Source organism: Curtobacterium sp. MCBA15_008 (assembly GCF_001865065.1).
Classification (GTDB): domain Bacteria; phylum Actinomycetota; class Actinomycetes; order Actinomycetales; family Microbacteriaceae; genus Curtobacterium.
Window position 1 is genome coordinate 23,875 of the sequence record NZ_MJGN01000007.1, and the last position, 22,924, is coordinate 46,798.

General features: G+C 67.6%; 22 protein-coding genes. 11 read left to right on the forward strand and 11 right to left on the reverse strand.

Annotated features, from left to right (window positions below):
* The first annotated feature begins 408 nt into the window (after nt 1–408).
* Nucleotides 409–1,728, forward strand: a complete 1,320-nt coding sequence (locus BIU96_RS03385; RefSeq protein WP_175477444.1) for a family 20 glycosylhydrolase — start codon at nt 409–411, stop codon at nt 1,726–1,728.
* A gap of 73 nt (nt 1,729–1,801) precedes the next feature.
* Here BIU96_RS03385 and BIU96_RS03390 read toward each other — a convergent pair whose 3' ends face one another.
* Entirely contained in the window at nt 1,802–2,743 is a 942-nt protein-coding gene (locus BIU96_RS03390; protein WP_071291210.1) for a LysR family transcriptional regulator, read from the reverse strand.
* A 119-nt stretch (nt 2,744–2,862) separates the two neighbouring features.
* On the opposite strand from BIU96_RS03390, the gene BIU96_RS03395 reads away from it, so the two are divergent.
* Nucleotides 2,863–3,822 carry a putative oxygenase MesX gene (locus tag BIU96_RS03395; protein ID WP_071291211.1) on the forward strand — a complete coding sequence of 320 codons (960 nt, stop codon included), beginning with the start codon at nt 2,863–2,865 and terminating at the stop codon, nt 3,820–3,822.
* A gap of 20 nt (nt 3,823–3,842) precedes the next feature.
* Nucleotides 3,843–4,892, forward strand: a complete 1,050-nt coding sequence (locus BIU96_RS03400; protein WP_071291212.1) for a methionine synthase — start codon at nt 3,843–3,845, stop codon at nt 4,890–4,892.
* A gap of 318 nt (nt 4,893–5,210) precedes the next feature.
* On the opposite strand, the gene BIU96_RS20470 is transcribed toward BIU96_RS03400, so the two are convergent.
* Nucleotides 5,211–5,420: a DUF1648 domain-containing protein gene (locus BIU96_RS20470; protein WP_083402618.1), complete on the reverse strand. Its 210-nt coding sequence runs from the start codon at nt 5,418–5,420 to the stop codon at nt 5,211–5,213.
* 351 nt (nt 5,421–5,771) lie between these two features.
* Between BIU96_RS20470 and BIU96_RS03405 the strand changes: the two genes are divergently transcribed.
* Nucleotides 5,772–7,058 (forward strand): hypothetical protein, encoded by a 1,287-nt coding sequence (locus tag BIU96_RS03405; protein WP_139199746.1) that lies wholly within the window; start codon nt 5,772–5,774, stop codon nt 7,056–7,058.
* Entirely contained in the window at nt 7,058–7,348 is a 291-nt protein-coding gene (locus tag BIU96_RS03410; RefSeq protein ID WP_139199748.1) for a hypothetical protein, read from the forward strand. Before BIU96_RS03405 ends, BIU96_RS03410 begins: the two co-directional genes overlap by 1 nt.
* Here BIU96_RS03410 and BIU96_RS03415 read toward each other — a convergent pair.
* A complete protein-coding gene (locus BIU96_RS03415; protein WP_139199750.1) occupies nt 7,302–8,120 on the reverse strand; it encodes a serine hydrolase in 819 nt (272 codons plus the stop codon). The two genes, BIU96_RS03410 and BIU96_RS03415, sit on opposite strands and share 47 nt — an antisense overlap.
* Nucleotides 8,121–8,282: 162 nt before the next feature.
* Between BIU96_RS03415 and BIU96_RS03420 the strand changes: the two genes are divergently transcribed.
* A complete protein-coding gene (locus BIU96_RS03420; RefSeq protein WP_071291216.1) occupies nt 8,283–9,209 on the forward strand; it encodes a CPBP family intramembrane glutamic endopeptidase in 927 nt (308 codons plus the stop codon).
* Between the two features lie 80 nt (nt 9,210–9,289).
* On the opposite strand, the gene BIU96_RS03425 is transcribed toward BIU96_RS03420, so the two are convergent.
* The 4 genes from BIU96_RS03425 to BIU96_RS03440 are packed head-to-tail and all read right to left on the reverse strand — an operon-like array spanning nt 9,290 to nt 14,446.
* The gene (locus BIU96_RS03425) at nt 9,290–11,236 is read right to left on the reverse strand and encodes a beta-L-arabinofuranosidase domain-containing protein (RefSeq protein WP_083402621.1); all 1,947 of its coding nucleotides are present in this window, start codon (nt 11,234–11,236) and stop codon (nt 9,290–9,292) included.
* Nucleotides 11,233–12,207: a carbohydrate ABC transporter permease gene (locus BIU96_RS03430; RefSeq protein ID WP_083402622.1), complete on the reverse strand. Its 975-nt coding sequence runs from the start codon at nt 12,205–12,207 to the stop codon at nt 11,233–11,235. Before BIU96_RS03430 ends, BIU96_RS03425 begins: the two co-directional genes overlap by 4 nt.
* Nucleotides 12,204–13,154, reverse strand: coding sequence for a carbohydrate ABC transporter permease (locus BIU96_RS03435; RefSeq protein ID WP_071291217.1), 951 nt, complete (start codon nt 13,152–13,154; stop codon nt 12,204–12,206). Before BIU96_RS03435 ends, BIU96_RS03430 begins: the two co-directional genes overlap by 4 nt.
* Nucleotides 13,151–14,446 carry an ABC transporter substrate-binding protein gene (locus BIU96_RS03440; protein ID WP_175477445.1) on the reverse strand — a complete coding sequence of 432 codons (1,296 nt, stop codon included), beginning with the start codon at nt 14,444–14,446 and terminating at the stop codon, nt 13,151–13,153. Before BIU96_RS03440 ends, BIU96_RS03435 begins: the two co-directional genes overlap by 4 nt.
* Before the next feature lie 158 nt (nt 14,447–14,604).
* Here BIU96_RS03440 and BIU96_RS03445 point away from each other — a divergent pair, with 158 nt between their 5' ends.
* Nucleotides 14,605–15,603, forward strand: a complete 999-nt coding sequence (locus tag BIU96_RS03445) for a LacI family DNA-binding transcriptional regulator (protein WP_071291219.1) — start codon at nt 14,605–14,607, stop codon at nt 15,601–15,603.
* A complete protein-coding gene (locus tag BIU96_RS03450) occupies nt 15,600–16,526 on the forward strand; it encodes a phosphotransferase (RefSeq protein WP_254785933.1) in 927 nt (308 codons plus the stop codon). Before BIU96_RS03445 ends, BIU96_RS03450 begins: the two co-directional genes overlap by 4 nt.
* Nucleotides 16,527–16,548: 22 nt before the next feature.
* On the opposite strand, the gene BIU96_RS03455 is transcribed toward BIU96_RS03450, so the two are convergent.
* Entirely contained in the window at nt 16,549–16,812 is a 264-nt protein-coding gene (locus BIU96_RS03455) for a PLD nuclease N-terminal domain-containing protein (RefSeq protein ID WP_071291258.1), read from the reverse strand.
* A 75-nt stretch (nt 16,813–16,887) separates the two neighbouring features.
* On the opposite strand from BIU96_RS03455, the gene BIU96_RS03460 reads away from it, so the two are divergent.
* Nucleotides 16,888–17,253, forward strand: coding sequence for an SdpI family protein (locus tag BIU96_RS03460; RefSeq protein WP_083402624.1), 366 nt, complete (start codon nt 16,888–16,890; stop codon nt 17,251–17,253).
* Between the two features lie 48 nt (nt 17,254–17,301).
* Nucleotides 17,302–17,727 carry a hypothetical protein gene (locus BIU96_RS03465; RefSeq protein ID WP_071291222.1) on the forward strand — a complete coding sequence of 142 codons (426 nt, stop codon included), beginning with the start codon at nt 17,302–17,304 and terminating at the stop codon, nt 17,725–17,727.
* Nucleotides 17,728–17,811: 84 nt separating this feature from the next.
* On the opposite strand, the gene BIU96_RS03470 is transcribed toward BIU96_RS03465, so the two are convergent.
* The gene (locus BIU96_RS03470; protein WP_139199754.1) at nt 17,812–18,141 is read right to left on the reverse strand and encodes a hypothetical protein; all 330 of its coding nucleotides are present in this window, start codon (nt 18,139–18,141) and stop codon (nt 17,812–17,814) included.
* Between the two features lie 578 nt (nt 18,142–18,719).
* On the opposite strand from BIU96_RS03470, the gene BIU96_RS03475 reads away from it, so the two are divergent.
* Nucleotides 18,720–19,484, forward strand: a complete 765-nt coding sequence (locus BIU96_RS03475) for a glycoside hydrolase family 16 protein (RefSeq protein WP_139199756.1) — start codon at nt 18,720–18,722, stop codon at nt 19,482–19,484.
* 186 nt (nt 19,485–19,670) lie between these two features.
* Here BIU96_RS03475 and nrdF read toward each other — a convergent pair whose 3' ends face one another.
* Nucleotides 19,671–20,672, reverse strand: coding sequence for a class 1b ribonucleoside-diphosphate reductase subunit beta (gene nrdF / locus BIU96_RS03480; protein ID WP_071291225.1), 1,002 nt, complete (start codon nt 20,670–20,672; stop codon nt 19,671–19,673).
* Between the two features lie 134 nt (nt 20,673–20,806).
* A complete protein-coding gene (gene nrdE, locus BIU96_RS03485; RefSeq protein WP_139199758.1) occupies nt 20,807–22,912 on the reverse strand; it encodes a class 1b ribonucleoside-diphosphate reductase subunit alpha in 2,106 nt (701 codons plus the stop codon).
* Between the last annotated feature and the right edge of the window lie 12 nt (nt 22,913–22,924).

Below are 22,924 nucleotides of genomic sequence, written 5' to 3' on the forward strand. Positions count from 1 at the left end.
GAACCGGGTGTGGGAGCAAGACAACCACGCCGTTGTCTACGTAGTCAAGGGCGACTTCACGGTGTCATCGCGGCTGCGAGGTCGTGGTGCGTACAGGTGTGCAGCCGTGAAGGTCGGAGTCTCGTGCGTGAGCTGTGGTCGAGCGCGGAGGTCCGTTGAGAAGCCCGTCTGCACGTCGCTGGGTGTGTGCCTTTTCCGCGGTGCGGATACGATCGTGCGCGCATCCTGACCCAGCGAGGGCAAGGGGTGCCCGAGGGGGAGAACATCGTGGTGCGTCAGCAGGGGAACGTGGTTCCCGGAACGTCTGCCAGACGCATGCTTGCGGTCGGTCTGGCGATCGCCTTGTCGGCCGCAGCTCTGATCGGCATCCGTGCAACGGCCGGATCAGCGGACACCGCAGCCTCGACGGTGACGGTCACGAAGGTCACCGCGTCCACCACCGGCACCGCCGTGCACACCACCCTGCAGGTCGAGAACACCACTTCCGCGCGGTTGCCGGCGTCCTCCGCGTGGCTGTCCCTGTCCACCGGCAGCAAGAAGTACACGCTCGGCCCGGCCACGGTGAAGGCACTCGCCGCGGGTGCGAGCACCACGGTCCACGCCACCCACCGGGCGCCTTCCCGTGCCACGGCCGGGAAGTACTCGGTCCTCGCCTGCGCGGGCGCGTACTCCGGGCAGCACTGCCGCACGTCTGCTTCGACCGTCACCACCACACCCACGAAACGCGCACGTCCCGAGACGGGTGTGATGCTCGACGTCGCTCGCGCCTACTACCCGGTGGCGTTGATCAACCGGTACATCGACCTGCTCGCCGGCAACGGTGGCCGCTTCCTGCACCTCCACCTCACCGATGACCAGAACGTCGGGATCGAGAGCAAGGTCCTCGGTCAGACCCTCGCGAACGCTGATCTCGATCACGGCGTCTACACGAGTCGAGTGACCGGTCGTCCGTTCCTCAGCGCCGCACAGGCACGCGCGATCGCCGACCACGCGGCGAAGCGGGGCATCGCGATCGTGCCCGAGATCGACACTCCCGGCCACATGGCTGCTGCCTTCGACTTGCTCGAGGCGAAACACGGCAAGCAGTGGGTCGATCGCATCCGTTCGGACGAAAGCGAGCTCGATCCCTCGGCGCCCGGCAGTCTGACGCTGGCGACCCAGCTGTACGCGGAGGTGCAGCGGACGTTCCCGTCCAGCCGCACCGTGCACATCGGCGGAGACGAATGGGGCGGCGACGTCACCGCCGCCCAACGCGTCGCATGGATGAACGCGATGGCGGCCGCGCTCGGCAACCGCGAGGTGTGGGCCTGGAACGACGGGATCGATCGTGCTGCGGTCGGGCGACTGGATCCGCGCATCCACGTCACGTACTGGAGCTTCGACGGCGACACCGGGGACGCAGCCGAGCGCCGCGAACGCCGAGCGCACCGGGCGAGTGCGGTCGACCTGCAGAAGGCCGGGATCGACCTGCTCAACTACAACTCGTACTACCTCTACGAGGTGCCGACCGACCTCGACCCGGCCGACAGCGAGTACACCGTCACGGACCTCCGCGAGCACTGGTCGCTCCGGACGTGGGACGGCGACTCCGGAGCACGTCTCGCTGCTCCGATGTCGGGCGCGGCCGTCGCGATCTGGGGCGAGGACCTCGAGAGTCCACCTGCTGACGCGCTCCTGCGGTGGAGCGCGCCGCACGTGACGGCGATGATCGAGACCGCAGCCTCCTGACGGACGCGTGACGGGCCTCCAGGCCGACCGCCGGACCCGCCGGATCCACCGGACCCGCGGGTCCGCCGCCTGCCTACCCGAGCGGCTCGACGCCGTAACTGGTGACCACCGCGCGCAACTCGTCCAGGTAGGTCTGCGCCTGCACGGTGAGGGGAACCGAAGCGTGCGCGATCCAGCCGATCTCGATGCGTTCGTCGACGTCGAGGGGGATGGCGACGATCTCGGGGTCCAGGTCGTCACTGATCAGCCCGGTGGAGATCGTGTAGCCGCCGAGGCCGATCATGAGGTTGAAGATCGTCGCCCGGTCCGACACGCGGATCTCCCGCTTACTCGACATCGTCGACAGGATCTCCTCGGCCAGGTAGAAGGAGTTGTTCGCGCCCTGGTCGAAGGTCAGCCGAGGCAGGTCCGCGAGGTCTTCGAGAGTCGCCCGCTCCCGTGACGCCAGCGGGTTGCGCTTGGCCACGAAGATGTGCGGCTGCGCGACGAACAGCGGCGTGAACACGACCCCGGCGTCCCGCAGCAGCTTGCCGAGCACCTGCTTGTTGAAGTCGTTGCGGTAGAGGATGCCCACCTCGCTCCGCAGGGTGCGGACGTCCTCGATGATGTCCCAGGTGCGTGTCTCGCGCAGCGAGAACTCGTACTCGTCCGCGGCCGCCGCCTCGACCATGCGGACGAAGGCCTCGACGGCGAACGAGTAGTGCTGCGAGGACACCCCGAGCAGCCGACGCGACCGCTGCCGGCCGACGTAGCGCTGTTCGAGCAGGGAGACCTGCTCGATGACCTGCCGGGCGTACCCGAGGAACTCGACGCCGTCGACGGTGAGGACGACTCCCCTGGCCGATCGGACGAAGAGGGGACGCCCGATCCGGGTCTCGAGGTCCTTCATCGCCGCGGACATCGTCGGTTGCGACACGTAGAGCAGATCGGCAGCGGCGCTGATCGAGCCCTCGGTCGCGACCTCGATGAAGTAGCGGAGCTGCTGCAGGGTGATGTCGTTCGGGACCCGAGCCATAGGCCGAGGCTATACCGCCCTATAGCGTCTCGGTATTACCTGATGGCCTGCCGTTCCCGTCATGATCGACGTACCCCTTCCCCAGTGCCCTCGGGCGCTCGACGAACAGATTGCCGACCATGGCGAACGACCTCACCTTCAGCATCACCAGGACCCGCTTCGACGAGGACTACTCCCCCGCGGACAGCTCCCGGCTGACCACGAACTTCGCCAACCTGGCGCGCGGCGAGCACCGTCAGCAGAACCTCCGTGCTGCGCTGGCGATGATCGACGGGCGTGCGAACGAGCTCTTGGCTGCCGGTGACCGCTACCGCCTGCAACTCGACATCGTCTCGGCCGCACTGGCGTTCTCCGACGGAGGAGCGGACGCCGTGTTCCCGCTGCTCGAGATGCTCGACGTCACGATCGTCGACCAGCACACCGGCGAGCACCACCACGGCATCCTCGGCAACAACTTCTCGTCGTACCTGCGCGACTACGACTTCTCGGTGCTGCTGCCGTCATCGCCGGGCTTGCCGTCTGACTTCGGGGCGCTGCACGGGGCCCTCTTCCAGCGCTTCCTGGAGTCGTCCGCGTTCCACTCGCACTTCAGTGGCGAGCCCGTCGTCTGCATCAGCGTCTCGACGAGCCAGACCTACCGCCGGACCGAGTACGTCCACCCCGTCCTCGGCGCCGAGTACGAGCACGAGCACTCGTCGCTCACCGACGACTACTTCGGCCGGATGGGCATGCGGGTCCGGTACTTCCAGCCCGCCGGAGCGTCGGCCCCGCTCGCCTTCTACACGCGCGGCGACCTGACCGGGGACTACACGGACCTCCAGCTGATCGGCACGATCGCCACCATGGAGACGTTCCAGAAGATCTACCGCCCGGAGATCTACGCCGCGAACACCCCGGCCGGGAGCACCTACCACCCCACCCTCGACCACACCGACTTCACGCCCACCCCGGTCACCTACGACCGTGAGGAGCGCAGCCGCCTCGGGATCACCCAGGGTCGGTGGACCGAGGAGCACCTCGTGACGCCGCACCACGCGCTCCTCTCGCGTTTCGCTGCCGACTCCGTCCCCGCCCGCTGACCGTCTGGACCATCACCTCCATGAGTTCTCTCCTCCCCACCTCGATCGTCGGCAGCCTGCCGAAACCGTCCTGGCTCGCCGAGCCCGAGCGGCTCTGGTCCCCCTGGCTGCTGGAAGGGGCAGCGCTGACCGAGGGCAAGCAGGACGCACTCCGCTCCGCCGTCCACGAGCAGGAACGCCGCGGCATCGACATCGTGAGCGACGGCGAGCAGACCCGTCAGCACTTCGTCACGACGTTCATCGAGCACCTGGACGGTGTCGACCTCGAGCGCAAGGAGACCGTCCGGATCCGTGACCGGTACGACGCGGCCGTCCCGACCGTCGTCGGTGCCGTGAGCCGTCGGAAGCCGGTCTTCGTCGAGGACGCGAAGTTCCTGCGCGCCCAGACGGACCGGCCGATCAAGTGGGCACTCCCCGGCCCGATGACCATGATCGACACGCTCTCCGACCAGCACTACAAGAGCCGCGAGAAGCTGGCGTGGGAGTTCGCCACGATCCTCAACCAGGAAGCGCGCGAGCTCGAAGCCGCCGGCGTCGACATCATCCAGTTCGACGAGCCCGCCTTCACCGTCTTCCACGACGAGGTGCAGGACTGGGGTGTGGCAGCGCTGGAACGCGCGACCGAGGGCCTGCGCGCCGAGACCGCCGTGCACATCTGTTACGGCTACGGCATCGAGGCGAACAACAAGTGGAAGGAGACGCTCGGGGCGGAGTGGCGGCAGTACGAGCAGTCGTTCCCGCTGTTGCAGCAGTCGTCGATCGACATCGTGTCGTTGGAGTGCATCCACTCGCACGTTCCGCTCGAGCTCGTCGAGCTGATCCGGGGCAAGAAGGTCATGCTCGGGGCCATCGACGTCGCGACCGAGACCGTGGAGACGCCGGAAGAAGTGGCTGAGGTGCTCCGTCGGGCGCTCGAGTTCGTCGACGCGGACAAGCTCATCCCGAGTTCCAACTGCGGGATGGCTCCGCTGGCGCGGGGTGCTGCGCTGGACAAGCTCGGGGCGCTGTCCGCTGGCGCGGACATCGTCCGAGCTGAGTTCGTCGGCTCGGCGGTCCCGTCGGCGCGTTAGTCGTCATCAACCACAGGGCGGCTCCCCTCCAGAAGGAGGAGGGCCGCTCTGTTCGTTGCGTCCGACCCGTGCGCGGCTGTCGATCCGGCCTGGAGGCGCGGCTGCCGTCCGGCTGACAGGTCGCGCTGGCAGTGGCATCACCTTCCACTGCCCCTCGCGGGGGAGCAGCCAGTACGCAACGAACGCCCACACGGGCGCCGCCGCGGGAAGCCACCAAGCCGTCGGACTCAACGTCGAAGACGCCAATCCAACGACGATCAACCAACTCATCGCGAGCGCGGCGACGAACCCCGCGGTGACCGCGCATGAGATGCGCCCTCAGCGCCGGTCTCGAGCGAAGGCGGACCCGACAGCCGCCACGAGGAAGAGCGCCTGTATCGCCGCGAGCAGGATCGCGGTTCCCAACGGTGTTCCGTACCCGCTCGGGCTGCCGTCGGGGCCGAACGACGTGGCGATCCGTTCGGGTAGCCGATCCCACCAGGCGCTGGTGAGCGCAACCTCGACGACGACGGGGAACGCAGCTGCGATGGCTGCGAAAAGAGGTAGGGCGTTGGGTGTCGCCGGCGCCGCGCTGACCCTCGGTACAGCGGCCGCGGATCAGTGGAAGGAAGACTCGCAGACGCATCCCGAATGGTCCACGGAGCAGAAGGCCGTCAGCGCAGGCAAGGCCACCGTGTTCGAAGGCGGTGGAGCGGTTGCCGGCGCGTGGGGCGGAGCCGTGGTCTGCGCCGAAGCCGGGGCCGTCATCGGCAGTGTCTTCCCCGGACCCGGCACCGCGATCGGGGGCATCGTCGGAGGGCTCATCGGCGGCGCGATCGGAAGTGGAATTGGTGAGAAGATCGGTGCAGGAGCAAAGGACTTGTGGGACAACCTGTGGCGATGGACGACGACGCAACGGCTTCGACTGAGGGCTGGCGTCCCCGGGTCACGGATGTCGGCGTCCTTCGAGTTCCGGCGACGAGGGTCGACGACACTCACGAAGACGCCATCGCGGTCGTCACATCGGCCGATCCCCTCACCCCTGCCTTTCGCGAGAACGTCGTTCTCTCCGCCGTACCGACACAGGGCTCGATCACCGCCGACTCACTCGCAGCGATCGACGAGACCCGGAGGGCCCAGGTCTGGACGCACATCGTGGCGGTCTCACCCTGGGCGCAGGGCAACCGTGGGCGACGAATGATCTTCCTGTACGAGATCGATCGCGTCGTCGTAGCAGTGGCGAAGTACACCTTCACCTCCGGCGATCAGCGCATCGATCTGACGTGCAGCGCTGATCTCACGACGTTCACCACCCTGCTCCCGATCTTCGATGAAATTGCAGCGTTCAGCGAGCTTTCGAACACTGCTGAGCGGGAGCTGACAAATCAGTCTGGCGATCAGTTGCCAGTGCTCGACGCAGCGGCCACGGCGCGCTTCGGCGAGCCTTTGGAATCACTTGACTTCCTGCGAGGCTCGCAAGTCGCTCCTTCGGCTGACTACGTCTTACCGGCTGGCTCGCTCGATCAGCTCTGGTCGACGAAGGACCGCGGTTTGGTCTCCACTGCCACACGGTCATCGGAGGTGGGAACCGCGCTTCGAGAAGCCGGCCTCACCAGCCGGTTCGGCGGTTCAACGACCAAGGCGCGTGAGGTGATCGCACCGCTGCAGACCTCGACATTCCGGCTCGCTTCCGTCCTTCAATCCGCAGGCGAGACTCAGCAATGGTCGTGCTTCGCTGCCCCGGACGGCCTAGCACTCGTTCGCAGTCAGTCGACTACAGTTCACGCGACATCGCCCGAATCGCTGTCGATCGTGGGGCTCCCGGCGGCGATCGCACGCTTGATCGCCTGGCTACCACTCGACCCGTACTGGGCAGCGATCGATGAAGCGGATCGTGACCGGGTCTTCGACGACGATCTTCTGAACGCGAAGCTTTGCGGCGAGCGTGTCCCCAGTCCGAAGCGTCTCGGTCCTGTCCTTGAGGAATGTTGGTCAGCGGACTGGGTTTCGGTACAGATCGGGATGCACGACTCGACTGATGGGCTCCCTTTGATTCAGGCGAACGGGAAGTACTTCCACCGCGACGCGACCGGGGGCGGTTCGCTGCTCCGGCCAGTTCCGTCCGACACCGTGTTCCTGGGGATTCTCGACCTCGTCGGCCGTCACCGATCCCGCGGAGCTTCGTGATGCAGTTCCTCGTGCTGGGCACCGTGCCCTTCATCATCGGCCTGTTGGGATACACCAGCGTCTGGCGTCGTTGGGCTCACGAAGGGATGAGCTACTGGGTCTTCGGGTTCTTCTGGATCGGCATCGGGCTCTTCTGGATCGGTGCCAGCACGAGCATCCGGGGCACTCCTACTTGGTTGATGATCACAGGAATCGTCGCACTCATCGTCGGGGCCAGCAGCGTCTGGTACCTCCCGCCGCCGCTCACGCCCCGATGGTTCCGGGACGCACGCCGTTCCTGGCGCCACTGACGCTGACCAACTCAGCACCTCCCACCGCAGGGCCTACCTGCCTGCGACCAGACGACGAGTCCCGTGCGGTGAGCCGCCGGCAGCCCGTGTTCGTCGAGAACGCGTAGCGGCAGAGATCGTCGAACGTGGACCAGACGCCGCCGGCCGCCGCGAACGACGACTCCCCGAGCGCCCACGGCTGGATCGTGCGACCGAAGAGCTTCGCCACCACCCGGTCTGCGTCTGCCGGCACGAGGGCCGCAGAGCTGATCCCCGCCGGGTCGAGGACGTGCTGGCGCACGGCGGCGAACCAGTCGCCGTGCACCTCGTCGAGCAAGGCGCCGAGCAATGCGCCGAGCAATGCGCCGAGCAGCGCGTACCCGAGGTTCGAGTACACGAACTGGCCTCGGGGCGTGGCCGGCACCGCTGCTGCCAGATGCAGAGGAACCCCGACAGGCTCTCGGTACGGGTCGCCGAACAGGCGGTCGCGCATCGTGGCCGGAAGCCGGGGCAAACCCGAGGTGTGGTGGACGAAATCAGCAACGGTCGTGTCGGCATCGGGCACGCCGGGAAGGTAGTGCACGACAGGCCGCTCGACCTCGAGTGCGAGCCAGGCCGTCGTGCCCACAGGTCCCTTCGTGATGCTCCCCCACTCGAGCATCCAGGCGGTGGCGTAGGGCCCGCGGGGACCACGAACGGCGCGCCGGCCATCGCCTGCGCGAAGACTCGCGCGCCAGTGACCGGAACTCTCAAGCGGATTCCCCACCAGGCCCATCCGCTGGGAAAGGTCCATCAAGCGGGCGGGAGCCCCCACTGGGCATCGTCGGCCTCCATCTGCGCTGGGCTTGCGACCGACGGGAGAACCGCCGGGGATGCGCCCTCGGCAACAGTTCCAATAATGTGTGCGACATGTTACGCATCGGGGGCGGTTAGGTTGCAAGTCGCACGAATCATCATGTTCATCACGCTGGCGCACGGCGGTGCCTGGGCCCTCCTCACACCGGCGCTCCTGACCAGCGCCGACCTCACCGATCCGGCGGGCAGCCCCGGGACGTATCTCGCCACGGTTGCGATGATGTTCACCCCTGCGGCGAGCGCACTGCTCGTCGCCGTCGTCCTGGAGCGGCGCCGCGGCCGCGCACTGCTCCGCGGCGTCGGCCTCGACGCCTTCTTCACTCGACGTGGTTGGCGGATCGGGCTCTGGGCGACGGCGGCATCGGCGGCTCTCGTGGTGGGGAGCTGGGCGCTGGGCCTGTCCTTCGGATGGCTCGAACTCGACCCGGAACGATCGCCGCTCAAGATCCTGATCGTGCAACTCACCGGCGTCGAGCCGCCGCTACCGATGGCCGCTCTCGCCGCCCTCCAGCTCGTGAACCTCCCCATCGGTCTCGCCGTGACGAGCATCGCGGTGGCAGGAGAAGAGGTCGGTTGGCGCGGCTGGCTCCTGCCACGTCTCGTGGAGCTCGCGCCACGGTGGGCGCTCCCGCTCAGCGGGCTCATCTGGGGCGTCTGGCACACGCCGGCGATCCTGCTCGGCCTCAACTACGACCAGCGGGATCTGCTCGGCGTCTGCATGATGACCGTGGCGTGCACGGGCGTCGGAGTACTCATCGGTTGGTTGCGGCTGCACAGCCGATCACTGCTGCCCTGCGTCCTCGCCCATGCAGGCCTCAACGTCTTCACCACCTACCAGTCAGCGCTCTTCCCGCCCTTCGACCCACGCTTGGTCGGCCCTCTCTCAGTGACGGGGTGGATCGTCATCGCGGCGATGCTCGTTTGGCTCGGAGTCGCTCGGCGGCGACAACGCGGTGCCTTCGGCCGAGGAGCCGCGGAACCGCCAACTCCGAGCGGCAGGCTTCCGGATCACCGGCTCGACGCGTGACATGGGCGCTGCCCGCCTCGCCGAACTGGAGGCGCGGCACCAACCGGCACCGCGCCTCCAGTCCGGAAAGCTGCCTCCCGCTACCGCCCCGGCTCCTCCACATCGTCCACGTCCCGCCAGTTCCCGATCACCGGGAACTCCGTCACCCGCAACCGCGCCGACCCGTACGGCACGAGGCGCAGGTCGTCATCGGGCCCGTGGTCGAGCACCGGACTCGCCGGGGGAACGTCCGCCTGCGCCCCCGCCATCCGCCACTCGGTCGCCCGGGCGCCCGGCGCGTGCAGCACGACAGCAGCGCTCCGCCGGTCCCGGAGCGACCACGGCGTCGTCGGAACGGTTCCGCGTGTCACCCGCCACGAGGTGGCTGATCCGACCTGGTCCAGCGCCCAGTTCCACGACCCGCGCGGGTGGATCTCCCACTCCCCGATGCCCGGTGCGCCCTCGTGTTCCACCCAGCGCTCCCCCGGCGAGTACACCATCGTCAGCGGCCCGAGCCGGACCGATGCGGCCTGCCGCTCGCGTCGCGTCACCCTCGCCCGCATCGGCAGGACGAGCACGACGTCACCGGCCGTCGACCAATCGCGTTCCAGGGTCACGTAGCCGTCCTCGGCCGGGAGTCGCGCCTCACCGGCGAGCGCCACCGGGGCACCGCCGACCGTCAGCCGGGCGTCGTCCGCCCACTCGGGGATCCGGAGTCGGAGCGCGAACGGTGCTGTCCGCTCAGTCGCCACACGGATGGTGACGGTCTCGTCGAACGGGTACGTCGTGTCGACCTGGATCGTCACCGGGTCAGGCCCGACGGCCGTCTGCACGGTCACGGGCGCGTAGGCCACGACCCGCAGCCCGTCGTCATCACGCAACCAGGAGTTCGCGACGAACTTCGGCCACCCCTGGTGCAGGTTCGCCGTGCAGCAGCCGAAGTGCGGCTCGAGGCCGAAGATCCCGGCGTCGTCGGACGAGAAGCTCCACTCCCGACGGGCCACCGACACCGACACCTGGTTCGCCTGCTGGTGGTACTGGTGTCCGCGCATCTCCGGGTCGCTCGACGCCGGCAGCAGGTTGTACGCGAGGTGCTCGAGCCGGTCGCCGTCGATCGCCCGGCCGTACACCTGCGCGTGGACCTCCTGCGTGAACATCATCTCGACGACCTGGCACGTCTCGACGCCCGCCGTCGCAGTCGGTCCCCCGAGCCACTCGTCGCCGGAGAACCATCCGTGGGCCTGCCCGTGCCACCGATCGAGGTTCCCGAACGCCGACTCCGTACGGGCGGCGTGTCCGGTGAGGTCGCGGTCACGGAGGGCGTCCACGGCGCCGGTCTTCAGCCCCATCGCGACGTTCGGTCCGTGGGTGCGGTGCGAGAACACTCGTGCGGCGCCGGTGATGAGGTCACCGGTCAGGTACTCGTCCCACCGGATCGTCTGGGCCGCGAGCACGTCGACGAGGTCGAGCAGCCAGTCCTCGCCGGTCTGCTCGTACAGCCACCACACGGACAGCACGTTGTCGGCGCCGCGGGCACGCCCCCAGGACGTCAACGGCCGGGCAGGCAGGTGCGACAGCTGGTGGCGGAAGTAGCGCGAGAGGAACGGTGCGACGCGATCATCCCCGGTGGCGTCGGCGTGCTGCGTGAGCACCTTGCACGCGACCATCCGCGGCCACCAGTCGTCGTTGCCGGTCGGACCGAAGAACCCGTCCTCGCGCTGCGAGCTGAGGATCCACTCGATCCACGGAGACGCGAGCGCCAGCAGTCTGTCGTCGTGCAGCACGTGCGCGAGCGGCACGAGTCCGTCCAGGTAGTACGGCCCGCGTTCCCAGTTCTCACCTGCTCCGCCGCGCCAGCCGCTGTCCGGTCCGACGTCGGGCCAGAGCGCCTCGAGCTGCCCGGTGATGTTGTCGGCCTGCAGCCGGAGCTGGTCGAGCAGCCAGCCGCCGGGTGTGATGCTCCCGAGCGGCAGGGGCCGGTGCGGCCGACCGCCGGGGCTGGGAGCGTCGGCAGCGGTGCCGGTGGTCGGGGTGTCCGTGATGGTCATTTGATGGATCCTCCGATGAGACCTCTGGTGTAGTACCGCTGCAGTGCCAGGAACAGCACGACCACCGGGACGGTCGCGACGCACGCGACGGCGGTGAGGAGCCCCGGGTCGATCACCGGCACGCCGGGGATCTTGAAGGACGTGCTGATGCTCGACAGCGCGAGCGGGAGTGTGTACTTGCTGTCGGTCGACAGGAACGTGACCGAACTGAGCAGGTCGTTCCAGCCGGCCATGAAGCCGAACAGTGCGGTCGTGACGAGCCCCGGCCACGCGAGCGGGAGCATCACCGAACGCAGGATCCGCCCGGTGCCGGCACCGTCGATGGCCGCGGCGTCCTCGAGTTCCGACGGGATGCCGTCGAACGTGTTCCGCATCACGAACACCGAGAACGGCAGCTGGAGCGTCACCAGCACCAGCACCACCCCGGCGAGCGAGTCGAGCAGCCCGAGCTTGCCGAGCACGATCGACAGCGGCGTGAGCAGCCCCTGGAACGGCACGACGAGCGGCGCCAGCAGGAGCACGAACACGAGCGTCGACCCGCGGAACCGGATCTTCGACAGCGCGTACGCGGCGAGCGTCGACACGATCGCGACGAGTACGGCGACCGAGATCGCGACCACGAACGAGTTGACGATGTTCTGCCGCAGGTCGACCGAGGGGTCGAACACCTTCGTGTAGTTCCGGAGCGTGAGCGTCGCGATCGACTCGAACCCGATCCCCCGGGCGTCGGCGTCGGCCGGCAGGAACGACCGGAACAGGATGTACAGGACCGGGGCGATGAAGAGCAGTGCGAGCACCGTCCCCACGACGACGTACGCGACGCCGCTCGCGTGCACCCGACGACGTCGCGGCGGGGTGACGCCCGGCAGGTCGGTCCGGCCCGGCGCACCCGGCGAGTCCGGTCTGGAGGCGCGGCTCGCGTCGCGTCGGGACGCTGCGGTCGTCCGTCTGGTCACGTCGGTGGCGCTCATCGCTCGTCCTCCTGTCCGGTGGAGCGCAGGGCCCGGAGCTGGACGATCGCGATGACGAGGATGATCACGGTGAGGATCATCGACAGGGCGGCGCCGTAGCCGAGGTCGTAGCGGACGAACGACTGCTGGTACGTGTACATCACGGTCGTCGTGGTCGACCCGCTCGGGCCGCCCTTGGTCAGCACGTAGAACTGGTCGAACACCAGGATCGACCCGGACACCGCGAGCAGCATGCACAGCGCGAACTGTCGCCGGACGAGCGGGAAGACCACCGAGCCCTCGCGTCGCCACCACCCGGCACCGTCGATCTTCGCCGCCTCGATCACCTCGGTCGGCACGGCCTGCATGCCGGCCATGAGCAGGATCATCGCGACGCCCATCGACTTCCACACCGTCAGGACGATGACCGCCCAGAACGCGGTGTCCGGGGACGTGAACCAGGCGGTGTCCCCGTTGGTCAGGCCGATCGACTTCAGGAGCACGTTGATCACGCCGGTTCCCGGCACGAGGAGCACGTTCGCCATGTACGCGGCGGCGGTGAACCCGATGACCACGGGCATGAAGAACGCCGTCCGCACGAAGGAGACGAGTCGCCCTTCGCCGCGGACCATCGTCGCGGCGGCGTAGCTCGCGGCCATCCCGAGCGGCACCGACACCACGGTGAAGAGCAGCGAGAACCCGAGGGAGCGCCAGAACGCGGTGTCCTGGAACGCCTGCGTGTAGTTCGCGACGCCGGCGACGCTGACCTTGCCGAGCAGCGGCCAGTTCGAGAACGACATCCCGACGAGCAGCACCATCGGCACGACGAAGAACACGACCGCGAGGACGAGCGCCGGCGCGACGAGCACCCACGCGAGCGTCTGGCGACGACGGCTCGCGGACCGCGGACGGGAGCGCTTGCCCCCGTCCGCGACCCCGGCGAGCGCCGAGGAGGTGACGGCTGTCACTGTCCGACCTGGCTGTACGCCTGCTCGATGAGCGAATTGGCCTGCTTCTCGGCACTCGCCAGGGCGGTCTTCGCCTCAGCGCCCTGGAAGATGACCTTCTGGGACTGCTGCGCCCACGGGCCGTTCGGGTCGTTGATCACCGCGTTGTACGCGATGCTCTTCGGGAGCTTGCCGATCGCGAGCGTGTCGACGATGTCCTTCGACCAGTCGTCCGTCGCGAGGCTCTTCGCCACCGTGAGGTCCGGCGCGATCCAGCCCTGCGACAGGTCGATCTCGGCGGCCTTCTTCGAGCTGACGAGCCACTTCATGAGCGACCACGCGCCGTCGGCGTTCTTCGCACCGGCGGTCATGCCGATCTCGTCGCCGCCGAGGAACGACCCCGAGCCGCCGTCCACGCCGGGGATCCCGACCGCGCTGCCGAAGTCCGCCTTCTTGGCGGTGAGGGTATTCGCGCCGCCGAAGACGATGCCGACCTTGCCGTTGAGGGCGTTCTCCTGCCCCACGTTGCCCGGGTCCTGGTTGGGCTGGTCGGTCTTCTGCATGAGCCCGGACTTCCACATCTCCTGGTACCAGTCGACCATCCCGACGAGCTCCGGGCTGGTGAACTCCGCCTTCTGGCTCTTGCCGGCAGCAGTCAGGACGCTGCCGCTCTTCGCCCACGAGCTCGGGAAGCCGGTCCACGCCTGCCCGACTCCGCCGAGGGTCGAGAACCCGGTGACGCCGCCGCCGAGTGCCTGGATCTTCTCGGCCGCGGCCTTCACCTCGGCGAGGGACGTCGGTGGCTTGGTCGGGTCGAGGCCGGCCTTCGTGAACAGTGACTTGTTCCAGAACATCTGGGAACCGGTGAGCGCCACGGGCAGCGCGTAGTTCTTGCCGTCGAGCGTGCCGATCTCGACACCGGCGGGCGCGAGGTCGCCCTTGTTCGACAGGCCCTTCACCTTGTCGGTGACGTCAGCGAGCAGCCCCTGGGTCGCGAGCAGCGGGGTGTTGACGATGTCGTAGCTGACGAGGTCCGGGACCGATCCCGCACGAGCGGAGTTCGCGAGCTTCGTGAGGTACTGGTCGGCCTGGATCGTGGAGAGCTTCACCGTGATGCCGGGGTTCGCCTTCTCGTAGGCCTTCACCTGGTCGGTCAGGTCGACGCCTCCGTCGCGCTGCCAGAGCGTCACCGTGCCCTTCGCGGAGCCTCCGCTGTCGGCCGTCCCGCTCGAGGAGCACCCGGCCAACCCGAGTGCCGCGACCGTGAGGGCGGCGGCCAGGGTCGCGGTCCGCCGGATCGTGGATGTCTTCATCGTCATCTCCAAGTCACTACTTGCCGCACCGTTGCGGCAAGGTTTGCTGTGTTTGCCGACGCTAGAGTGCGGTTCGAGCCGTGTCAATGCTTGACGCCGGAATCGTGATACGGCAAGGTTTGCCGAGTGCCGTACGCTCGGAGTGCAAGGAGGACGTGATGGTCAATCGTCGTGAAGTGACGCTCGCCGACGTCGCCGCCCAGACCGGCGTCTCCGTCGGCACGGTCTCGAAGGTCCTCAACGGCCGCGGGCAGATCGCCGAGGGGACGCGGCAACGCGTCGCTGCAGCGGCGACCGAGCTGGGACTGAGCGTGCGCGCCGAGACGCGAGCCGTGCCTCCCGGCCGGTCCTTCCTGGTCGGGGTGCTCTCCACCGACGCCTACGGACGGTTCACCATCCCGATCCTCACCGGAGCCGAGGACACCTTCGGGCCGGGCGAGGTGTCGATGCTGCTCGCCGAGAGCCGCGGCGACCCCATCCGCGAGGCGCACTACGTGCAGACGTTCCTGAACCAGCGCGTCGACGGGATCGTCGTGACCGGTCGCTCGAGCGATCCGCGGCCCTCGATCACCGGACTGCTCGGCGTGCCCGCCGTGTACGCCCTCTCGCCGTCGCTCGACCCGGATGACGTCTCCATCGTGCCCGACGACGAAGCCGGCGCCGCGCGCGCGATCGACCACCTGATCGGCTCCGGCCGACGCTCCATCGCGGTGATCTCGGGCGCGCGACGGCACACCGCGAGCGCGCACCGCGTCGAGAGCGCCAAGCGCGCGATCGCCGCGGGGGGAGCCACGCTCGCCGGTGGCGACGCCTTGTACGGCGAGTGGAGCGAGCGGTGGGGGTACGAAGCCGCCACGCGACTGCTCGGCACCGAGTTCGACGGGGTGTTCTGCACGAGTGACCAGATCGCACGGGGCGTCGTCGACTGCCTGCGCGAAGCCGGGATCGCGGTGCCGACGCAGGTCGGGGTCGTCGGGGTCGACAACTGGAGCGTCATCACCGACGCCGCACGGCCCTCGATCACGTCGGTCGACCTGAACCTGCGCGAGGTCGGGCGGCAGGCGGCGGACCTGCTCATGCGGAAGATCGCCGGGGAGGCCGTCGAGGGCGGGGTCCGGACAGCGGAGTGCTTCCTCGTGCCGCGGCAGTCGACGTGATCGTGTTGGAGGAGGTCCTCGCCGCGGCAGGTCTGCCGACCGATGGGCACTACGAGGCGAAGGGCGGGTGGGTCAGTCGAGCGTGGGTGGGGTCGACGTACGTCGTGCGGGTCGGCGACGACGCGGCTGCGCACGCGTACGAACACGAGGCATCCGTCGTGGCTTCGCTTGCCGGCACGGATGTCCCGCACGCCCGGCACATCGCGCACGGGACCACGGCTGAGGGTGCCTGGTACGTGTCCTCCCGCTTGCCCGGGCGGACACTGCACGACACGTGGCCGACCGCCTCGGTCGCCGAGCGTCGGTCGATCATCCACTCGCTCGGGGACGCACTGCGCGCCCTCCACCGCGTGCCGGCTCCCGCTGGGCTGATGCCGCCGTGGCTTCGTGGGGCCCTGGCCGGCGGGTCGTGGCCGGCGTACCACCCGCCCGTCGTGGGTGCGGCGCTGTCGCTCGTCGAGGATGCGGCGGCTGCCGGGCTTTCCTCGCCGTCGCTCACTTCTTGGGTTTCATCCCACTTGCCCCTGTTCGATGCCGATCCGCACGCGCTCGTCCACGGGGATCTGCACGGGTCGAACATCATGGTCGACGACGGACGGGTCACGGGGCTGATCGACTTCGCCGAGGCCGTGGCGCAGCCGGCGGACGTCGAGCTCGACACGATCCTGCGGTGGTGCGCTCGGCCCGAGGAGTTCCCGCCGACGCCGTCGTCGCGGGGGCTCGACGCCGCTTCGCTGGCACCGGTGCCCGGGTGGTTGGAGGAGGCGTACCCGGAGTTGTTCGCTCGGCCGTCGCTCCGGGCGCGACTGGCGTTCTACGACCTGTGGGTGGAGCTGGCGATCGTCGGGCACCATCCGGATGCGGCGGTGCGGGCAGTGGCGGAGGAGCGGATCGTGCGGACGATCACTCGGGCTGCCCGGTAGATCCGGGAGGCGTCCGTGCCCCTCATGTGTCGTTGCCGGCCCGCGTGGGCGTCACTGACCGATCGCGCTGTCGGGCGACGAACCACATCGCGGGCCCGACGAACGGGACGATGAGGACGACGACCGCCCATGTGAGCAAACGCCATCCGGAAGGCGACGGAGAGCGGATCAGCGAGATGAAGGCTGCGAGGGCCAGCATCAGCGCGACGAGAGAGACCGCCGTCAGCGCGCCGTCGAGTGCCGTGGGGACGAGTGGATTCACGCTCTGCTCCTTGGTCGAGGGCACCACTCCGTCGTATCGTCACACCGACGAGGCGGTAGTACATTGCCGTTTCAATTCCGTGACATTAGCGTTGGTTGCATGGTCGGAGCAATGGCGTTCGCGTTGGCACTCGTGATCGGCGGCGCCGTCCTCGCGACCTGGCTGACGTGGAGGGCTGCCAACGGATCCCTGCCTCGGAACGATCTCGCTGGCGTCCGAACGCGGGTCACGATGTCCAGCGATGAAGCCTGGCGGACCGGGCACCAAGCAGCACTCCGCCCGACGGTCATTGCCGGAATCCTGACCGTGCTGTGGAGCCTGGCGAGCATCGGTGTCGCGCCGCTCCGCAATCCGGTCTCGGTGCTCGTGGCCACGGCGGTGCTCCTCGGCGGCGCGCTCCTGTCCATCCCGGTGGCGCATCGCGCTGTGCGCCGCTGCAACACGGAGAACGACACCTCAGCCTGACTCGAGCGTCCGATCGAAGCGTCAGCCGGAAGGGCGTTGACTACGCCCATGATCACCAAGAGCAAGATCCACGAGGTCGAGAGCGCGACCGTCCGAGATCGCGACGGCGCGTCGGTCGGCAAGGTGGCGCGGGTGTTCCCCTCCGACGAGGACGGCAGCGCGGCGTTCGTCAGCGTCGCAACGGGACTGCTCGGGAGTCACCACGCGCTCGTCCCGGTCGAGGACGCGACGTTCGACGGCACGGATCTGCACGTCGGGTACACGAAGAGTGCGATCAAGGGCGCGCCGTCACTCGGCGCCGGACAGACCCTGTCCCCTGCTGAGGCGAACGCCGTCCGCAAGCACTTCGGGCTGTCCCCCGCCGGTAACGCGACCGGGGACATGGGCGACCCGCACGAGAACCTCGATCAGGCCGGGGCCGGTCCGGCGGGCGCTGACGACACCGAGGGCGCGGGAACGACGCCGCCGGCGTGAACAGTGCCTGGCGACGACCTTCGCAACACGGCCTTCCGAACCGCGGCTACGTGGCGCGCCGCCCCGCACGCCCAGCAGCCCTGTTCAAAGCGCCCGAAGACTGAGGGCTGCCTTCTCGACGTCGTCGGCGAGGGGGTTGGCGTTCGCGACCCAGCTGGGGACGTCGGCACCGGCGTCTTCGGCTTTCCCGGTGGGCCAGGGACGAGGGCGCATGCCGGCGACGCCGAGGTCGCGGAGGTCGTCGTGGATCCACCCGTGTTCGATGAGTTCCGTGGCGGCGACGGCGAGGGTGCCGTACCGGGTGGGTGCGCCATCGAACGCGGTGAGGTAGTCGTCCAGGCGGATGCACGCGACGGCGAACCGCTCGAGCGTGCGTCGTTCCCGGAAGCGGGTGACTCGCTGGAGGATGCTCACGGCACGCACCGGCACGCACCGGCACGCGTTCGACCGCCCCTGTGACGCGCCCTGTGCCTGCCGCTCGATCATCTGTTCCCCACGTCTGGCATCGTCTCATGCACCGGTCACGGCTTCTCGACGTGACCGGTGGTGATGCCGGACAGATCCTGCAACGTTCTCGCACGCGCAGCGAGAACGGCTCCCACCGGCTGTTCGGCGAACGCCTGCGATCCGAACATCCCTGCCGGGTACCGTGACGGCTCGCAGTTCCCGCTCCGCTCTCGGATGTCCGTGTCCGAGCGCGGAGCTGGTGAGTCTGGGGTCCCACGTCGAGGGCCTTCGTGGTTGGCACCCTCGAACTGGGGCGCTCACGGGCATCACGCCGAGGGGTGCTCCTTCATTACCATGATCAGGAGTTCTACCAACTCACCAGGGAACGTGTCGTGACGATTCGCACATACACCGCCGTAGCGAACGGAGTCGTCGCCGCCCTTGTCGTTGCTTGCACACTCGCTGGTTGTGCTTCATCCACCGTGATACCGGGTCCGACCGCAGCACCGACCACTGCACCACCACAGGCCGCACCCGGTGACACCGTGACCGCCACCCCGACACCGGTGGGCACGCCGACGCCGACCGCAGCCACGAACGCAGCTGCTCTCCCAGTGGGCGACGTCGTGTCGAACGGACGCGAGTGGCGGCAGTCGTTCACCGAGGACTTCACGAAGCCTGCCGCGCTCGGCCAGGTCCCGTCCGTCTACCCCGGCATGGGCTTCTACGACGGCTTCACGGACACCAGCGGGCTCGGCACGTACGCCCCCGACAAAGTGCTGTCCGTCGCTGACGGCAACCTCGACTTCGACTTCCACACGGAGAACGGCAAACCCCTCGTCGCAGCAGTCATGCCCGATGGATACGCCCCACACACCACCGCACGGGTCTCCATCCGGTACAAGACCACCACCACCGACGGGTACAAGTTCGTCGGGATGCTGTGGCCCTCATCCGACCAGTGGAACGACGGCGAGATCGACTGGCCCGAGTCACTCACGCTCGGAGCCAAGCCGCGCCCCGCATCCGCGATCCCCGGTACGTACGCGAACCGCAGTATGCGGTACGACCGCGCGGCGCAGATCCCCGCGAAGACGGACACCACCGCGTACCACGTCGCCACCACCGAGTGGGACCGTGGGATCGTCCGGTTCTACTGGGACAACGAGCTCGTGTCCTCCACCACGTCGGCCGTCCCGACGAAGCCGATGCGTGTGACCCTGCAAGGCGAAACGTGGACCAACAGGGGTGCCGTCCCGAAGAACGCGTCCGGGCGTGTGTCAGTTGACTGGATCGCCATCTGGGACTGAACAGGAGCCACCGATCCTGAACGAGAGGCTGATCCCGACCGCGGCGGACTCCCTGGCACCTCCCGCCCCGCGCACGCCCGCGTGGTTCCGCGACGCACGCCGGGCCTGACGCCGCCGAAGGCCGACGAGCACAGGAACGCCCCGCCGGCCGAAGCCAGCGGGGCGTCCCCACGAGTCAAACCAGGATCAGAAGTCCCAGTCCTCGTCCTCAGTGCTCTCGGCCTTGCCGATGACGTACGACGACCCGGACCCCGAGAAGAAGTCGTGGTTCTCGTCCGCGTTCGGCGAAAGCGCCGACAGGATCGCCGGGTTCACGTCCGTCGTCTCCTTGGGGAACATCGGCTCGTAGCCCAGGTTCATCAGCGCCTTGTTGGCGTTGTAGTGCAGGAACTTCTTGACGTCCTCGGTCAGGCCGACACCGTCGTAGAGGTCCTGCGTGTACTGCACCTCGTTCTCGTAGAGCTCGAACAGCAGGTTGAACGTGTAGTCCTTGATCTCCTGCTTGCGCTCCTCGGAAAGGCCCTCGAGGCCCTTCTGGAACTTGTACCCGATGTAGTACCCGTGGACGGCTTCGTCGCGGATGATCAGGCGGATCAGGTCAGCGGTGTTGGTGAGCTTGGCGCGCGACGACCAGTACATCGGCAGGTAGAAACCGGAGTAGAACAGGAACGACTCGAGCAGCGTCGAGGCGACCTTGCGCTTCAGGGGGTCGTCGCCGGTGTAGTAGTCGAGGACGATCTGGGCCTTCTTCTGCAGGTTCACGTTCTCGGTGGACCAGCGGAAGGCGTCGTCGATCTCAGGCGTCGACGCCAGCGTCGAGAAGATCGACGAGTAGCTCTTCGCGTGCACCGACTCCATGAACGCGATGTTCGTGTAGACGGCTTCTTCGTGCGGGGTGATCGCATCGGGGATCAGGCTGATCGCGCCGACGGTGCCCTGGATGGTGTCGAGCAGCGTCAGGCCGGTGAAGACCCGCATGGTGAGCTGCTGCTCCTCCGGCGTGAGCGTGTTCCACGACTGCACGTCGTTCGACAGCGGCACCTTCTCGGGCAGCCAGAAGTTGTTGACCAGCCGATTCCAGACCTCGACGTCCTTGTCGTCCTGGATGCGGTTCCAGTTGATGGCACTGACCGCGCTGATCAGCGGGATGGACTTGCCCGTGGCGTGGACCGGGTCGGTGAGGGTCATGGGATTGTCTTCCGGATTCGAGATGGTGATCTGATGACGGACTGGAGGCGCGGTGCGGACTGGCACCGCGCCTCCAGGATGTGGGCAGTCGCGTCAGCGACCAGTGGGCCGCAGCATGCACGACGCCGGAGGCGTCACAACATGCACGAAACGCAGCCCTCGACCTCGGTGCCCTCGAGCGCGAGCTGGCGCAGACGGATGTAGTAGATCGTCTTGATGCCCTTGCGCCATGCGTAGATCTGCGCCTTGTTGATGTCGCGCGTGGTGGCGGTGTCCTTGAAGAACAGCGTCAGGGACAGGCCCTGGTCCACGTGCTGCGTCGCCGCGGCGTACGTGTCGATGATCTTCTCCGGGCCGATCTCGTACGCGTCCTGGTAGTAGTCCAGATTGTCGTTCGTCATGAACGGCGCCGGGTAGTAGACGCGGCCGAGCTTGCCTTCCTTGCGGATCTCGATCTTCGACGCGATCGGGTGGATCGACGACGTCGAGTGGTTGATGTACGAGATCGAACCGGTCGGCGGGACGGCCTGCAGGTTCTGGTTGTAGATGCCGTACTGCTGGATGGACGCCTTCAGCGCCTTCCAGTCGTCCTGCGTCGGGATCGTGATGCTCGCGTTGTCGAACAGCGACGCGACACGGGCGGTCGCCGGCGTCCACGCCTGGTCGGTGTACTTGTCGAAGAACTCGCCCGACGCGTACTTCGAGTCGCGGAAACCGTCGAAGGTCTCGCCCGTCTCGATCGCGATCTTGTTCGACGCACGAAGCGCGTGGAACAGCACCGTGTAGAAGTAGATGTTCGTGAAGTCGATGCCCTCTTCGGAGCCGTAGTAGACGCGCTCACGAGCGAGGTAGCCGTGCAGGTTCATCTGGCCGAGGCCGATGGCGTGCGACTTGTCGTTGCCGTCCTCGACGGAACGCACCGAGTTGATGTGCGACATCTGCGACACCGAGGTCAGGCCGCGGATGGCGGTCTCGATGGTCTTGCCGAAGTCCGGCGAGTCCATCGTCAGCGCGATGTTCAGCGAGCCGAGGTTGCAGGAGATGTCCTTGCCGATCTCCTTGTAGGACAGGTCCTCGTTGAAGGTGGTCGGCGTGTTGACCTGCAGGATCTCCGAGCACAGGTTGGACATGTTGATCCGACCCTTGATCGGGTTGGCCTTGTTCACCGTGTCCTCGAACACGATGTACGGGTAGCCCGACTCGAACTGGATCTCGGCGATGGTCGTGAAGAAGTCACGCGCCTTGATCTTCGTCTTCTTGATGCGCGAGTCGTCGACCATCGCGCGGTAGTTCTCGGAGATCGGGACGTCGCCGAACGGGACGCCGTAGACCTTCTCGACGTCGTACGGCGAGAAGAGGTACATGTCCTCGTTGTTCTTCGCGAGCTCGAACGTGATGTCCGGCACGACGACGCCGAGCGACAGCGTCTTGATGCGGATCTTCTCGTCGGCGTTCTCGCGCTTGGTGTCGAGGAACTTCATGATGTCGGGGTGGTGCGCCGACAGGTAGACGGCACCGGCACCCTGACGCGCACCGAGCTGGTTCGCGTAGGAGAAGGAGTCTTCCAGCAGCTTCATCACGGGGATGATGCCCGAGGACTGGTTCTCGATCTGCTTGATCGGTGCGCCGGCCTCGCGGATGTTGGAGAGGAGCAGGGCCACGCCGCCGCCGCGCTTCGAGAGCTGCAGCGAGGAGTTGATGCCGCGCGAGATCGACTCCATGTTGTCCTCGATGCGGAGGAGGAAGCAGGAGACGAGCTCGCCGCGCTGGGCCTTCGCGGTGTTGAGGAACGTGGGGGTCGCGGGCTGGAAGCGGCCGGCGACGATCTCTTCGACCAGGTCGATGGCGAGCTGCTCGTTGCCCTGTGCCAGGCCGAGGGCGGTCATGACGACGCGGTCCTCGAAGCGCTCGAGGTAGCGCTTGCCGTCGAACGTCTTGAGCGTGTAGCTCGTGTAGTACTTGAACGCGCCGAGGAACGTCTGGAACCGGAACTTCTTCGAGTACGCCAGGTCGTTGAGTCGCTGGATGAAGTCCAGCGAGTACATGTCGATCGTGGCTTTTTCGTAGTACTCGTTCTCGACCAGGTAGTCGAGCCGCTCCTTCAGGTTGTGGAAGAAGACGGTGTTCTGGTTGACGTGCTGCAGGAAGAACTGCTTGGCGGCCTCACGATCCTTGTCGAACTGGATGTTCCCGTCCGCGTCGTAGAGGTTGAGCATCGCGTTGAGGGAGTGGTAGTCCATCCCCGTCTGCGG

What these genes read in the sequence shown, in the direction of transcription:
- BIU96_RS03400 (WP_071291212.1), top strand. Translation starts at nt 3,843, where the DNA reads ATGAGTTCTCTCCTCCCCACCTCGATCGTCGGCAGCCTGCCGAAACCG.
- BIU96_RS03445 (WP_071291219.1), top strand. Translation starts at nt 14,605, where the DNA reads ATGGTCAATCGTCGTGAAGTGACGCTCGCCGACGTCGCCGCCCAGACC.
- BIU96_RS03465 (WP_071291222.1), top strand. Translation starts at nt 17,302, where the DNA reads ATGATCACCAAGAGCAAGATCCACGAGGTCGAGAGCGCGACCGTCCGA.
- BIU96_RS03420 (WP_071291216.1), top strand. Translation starts at nt 8,283, where the DNA reads ATGTTCATCACGCTGGCGCACGGCGGTGCCTGGGCCCTCCTCACACCG.
- BIU96_RS03430 (WP_083402622.1), bottom strand. Translation starts at nt 12,207, where the DNA reads ATGAGCGCCACCGACGTGACCAGACGGACGACCGCAGCGTCCCGACGC.
- nrdE (WP_139199758.1), bottom strand. Translation starts at nt 22,912, where the DNA reads ATGGACTACCACTCCCTCAACGCGATGCTCAACCTCTACGACGCGGAC.
- BIU96_RS03390 (WP_071291210.1), bottom strand. Translation starts at nt 2,743, where the DNA reads ATGGCTCGGGTCCCGAACGACATCACCCTGCAGCAGCTCCGCTACTTC.
- nrdF (WP_071291225.1), bottom strand. Translation starts at nt 20,672, where the DNA reads ATGACCCTCACCGACCCGGTCCACGCCACGGGCAAGTCCATCCCGCTG.
- BIU96_RS03405 (WP_139199746.1), top strand. Translation starts at nt 5,772, where the DNA reads ATGGACGACGACGCAACGGCTTCGACTGAGGGCTGGCGTCCCCGGGTC.
- BIU96_RS03460 (WP_083402624.1), top strand. Translation starts at nt 16,888, where the DNA reads ATGGTCGGAGCAATGGCGTTCGCGTTGGCACTCGTGATCGGCGGCGCC.
- BIU96_RS03415 (WP_139199750.1), bottom strand. Translation starts at nt 8,120, where the DNA reads ATGGACCTTTCCCAGCGGATGGGCCTGGTGGGGAATCCGCTTGAGAGT.
- BIU96_RS03410 (WP_139199748.1), top strand. Translation starts at nt 7,058, where the DNA reads ATGCAGTTCCTCGTGCTGGGCACCGTGCCCTTCATCATCGGCCTGTTG.
- BIU96_RS03440 (WP_175477445.1), bottom strand. Translation starts at nt 14,446, where the DNA reads ATGAAGACATCCACGATCCGGCGGACCGCGACCCTGGCCGCCGCCCTC.
- BIU96_RS03395 (WP_071291211.1), top strand. Translation starts at nt 2,863, where the DNA reads ATGGCGAACGACCTCACCTTCAGCATCACCAGGACCCGCTTCGACGAG.
- BIU96_RS03425 (WP_083402621.1), bottom strand. Translation starts at nt 11,236, where the DNA reads ATGACCATCACGGACACCCCGACCACCGGCACCGCTGCCGACGCTCCC.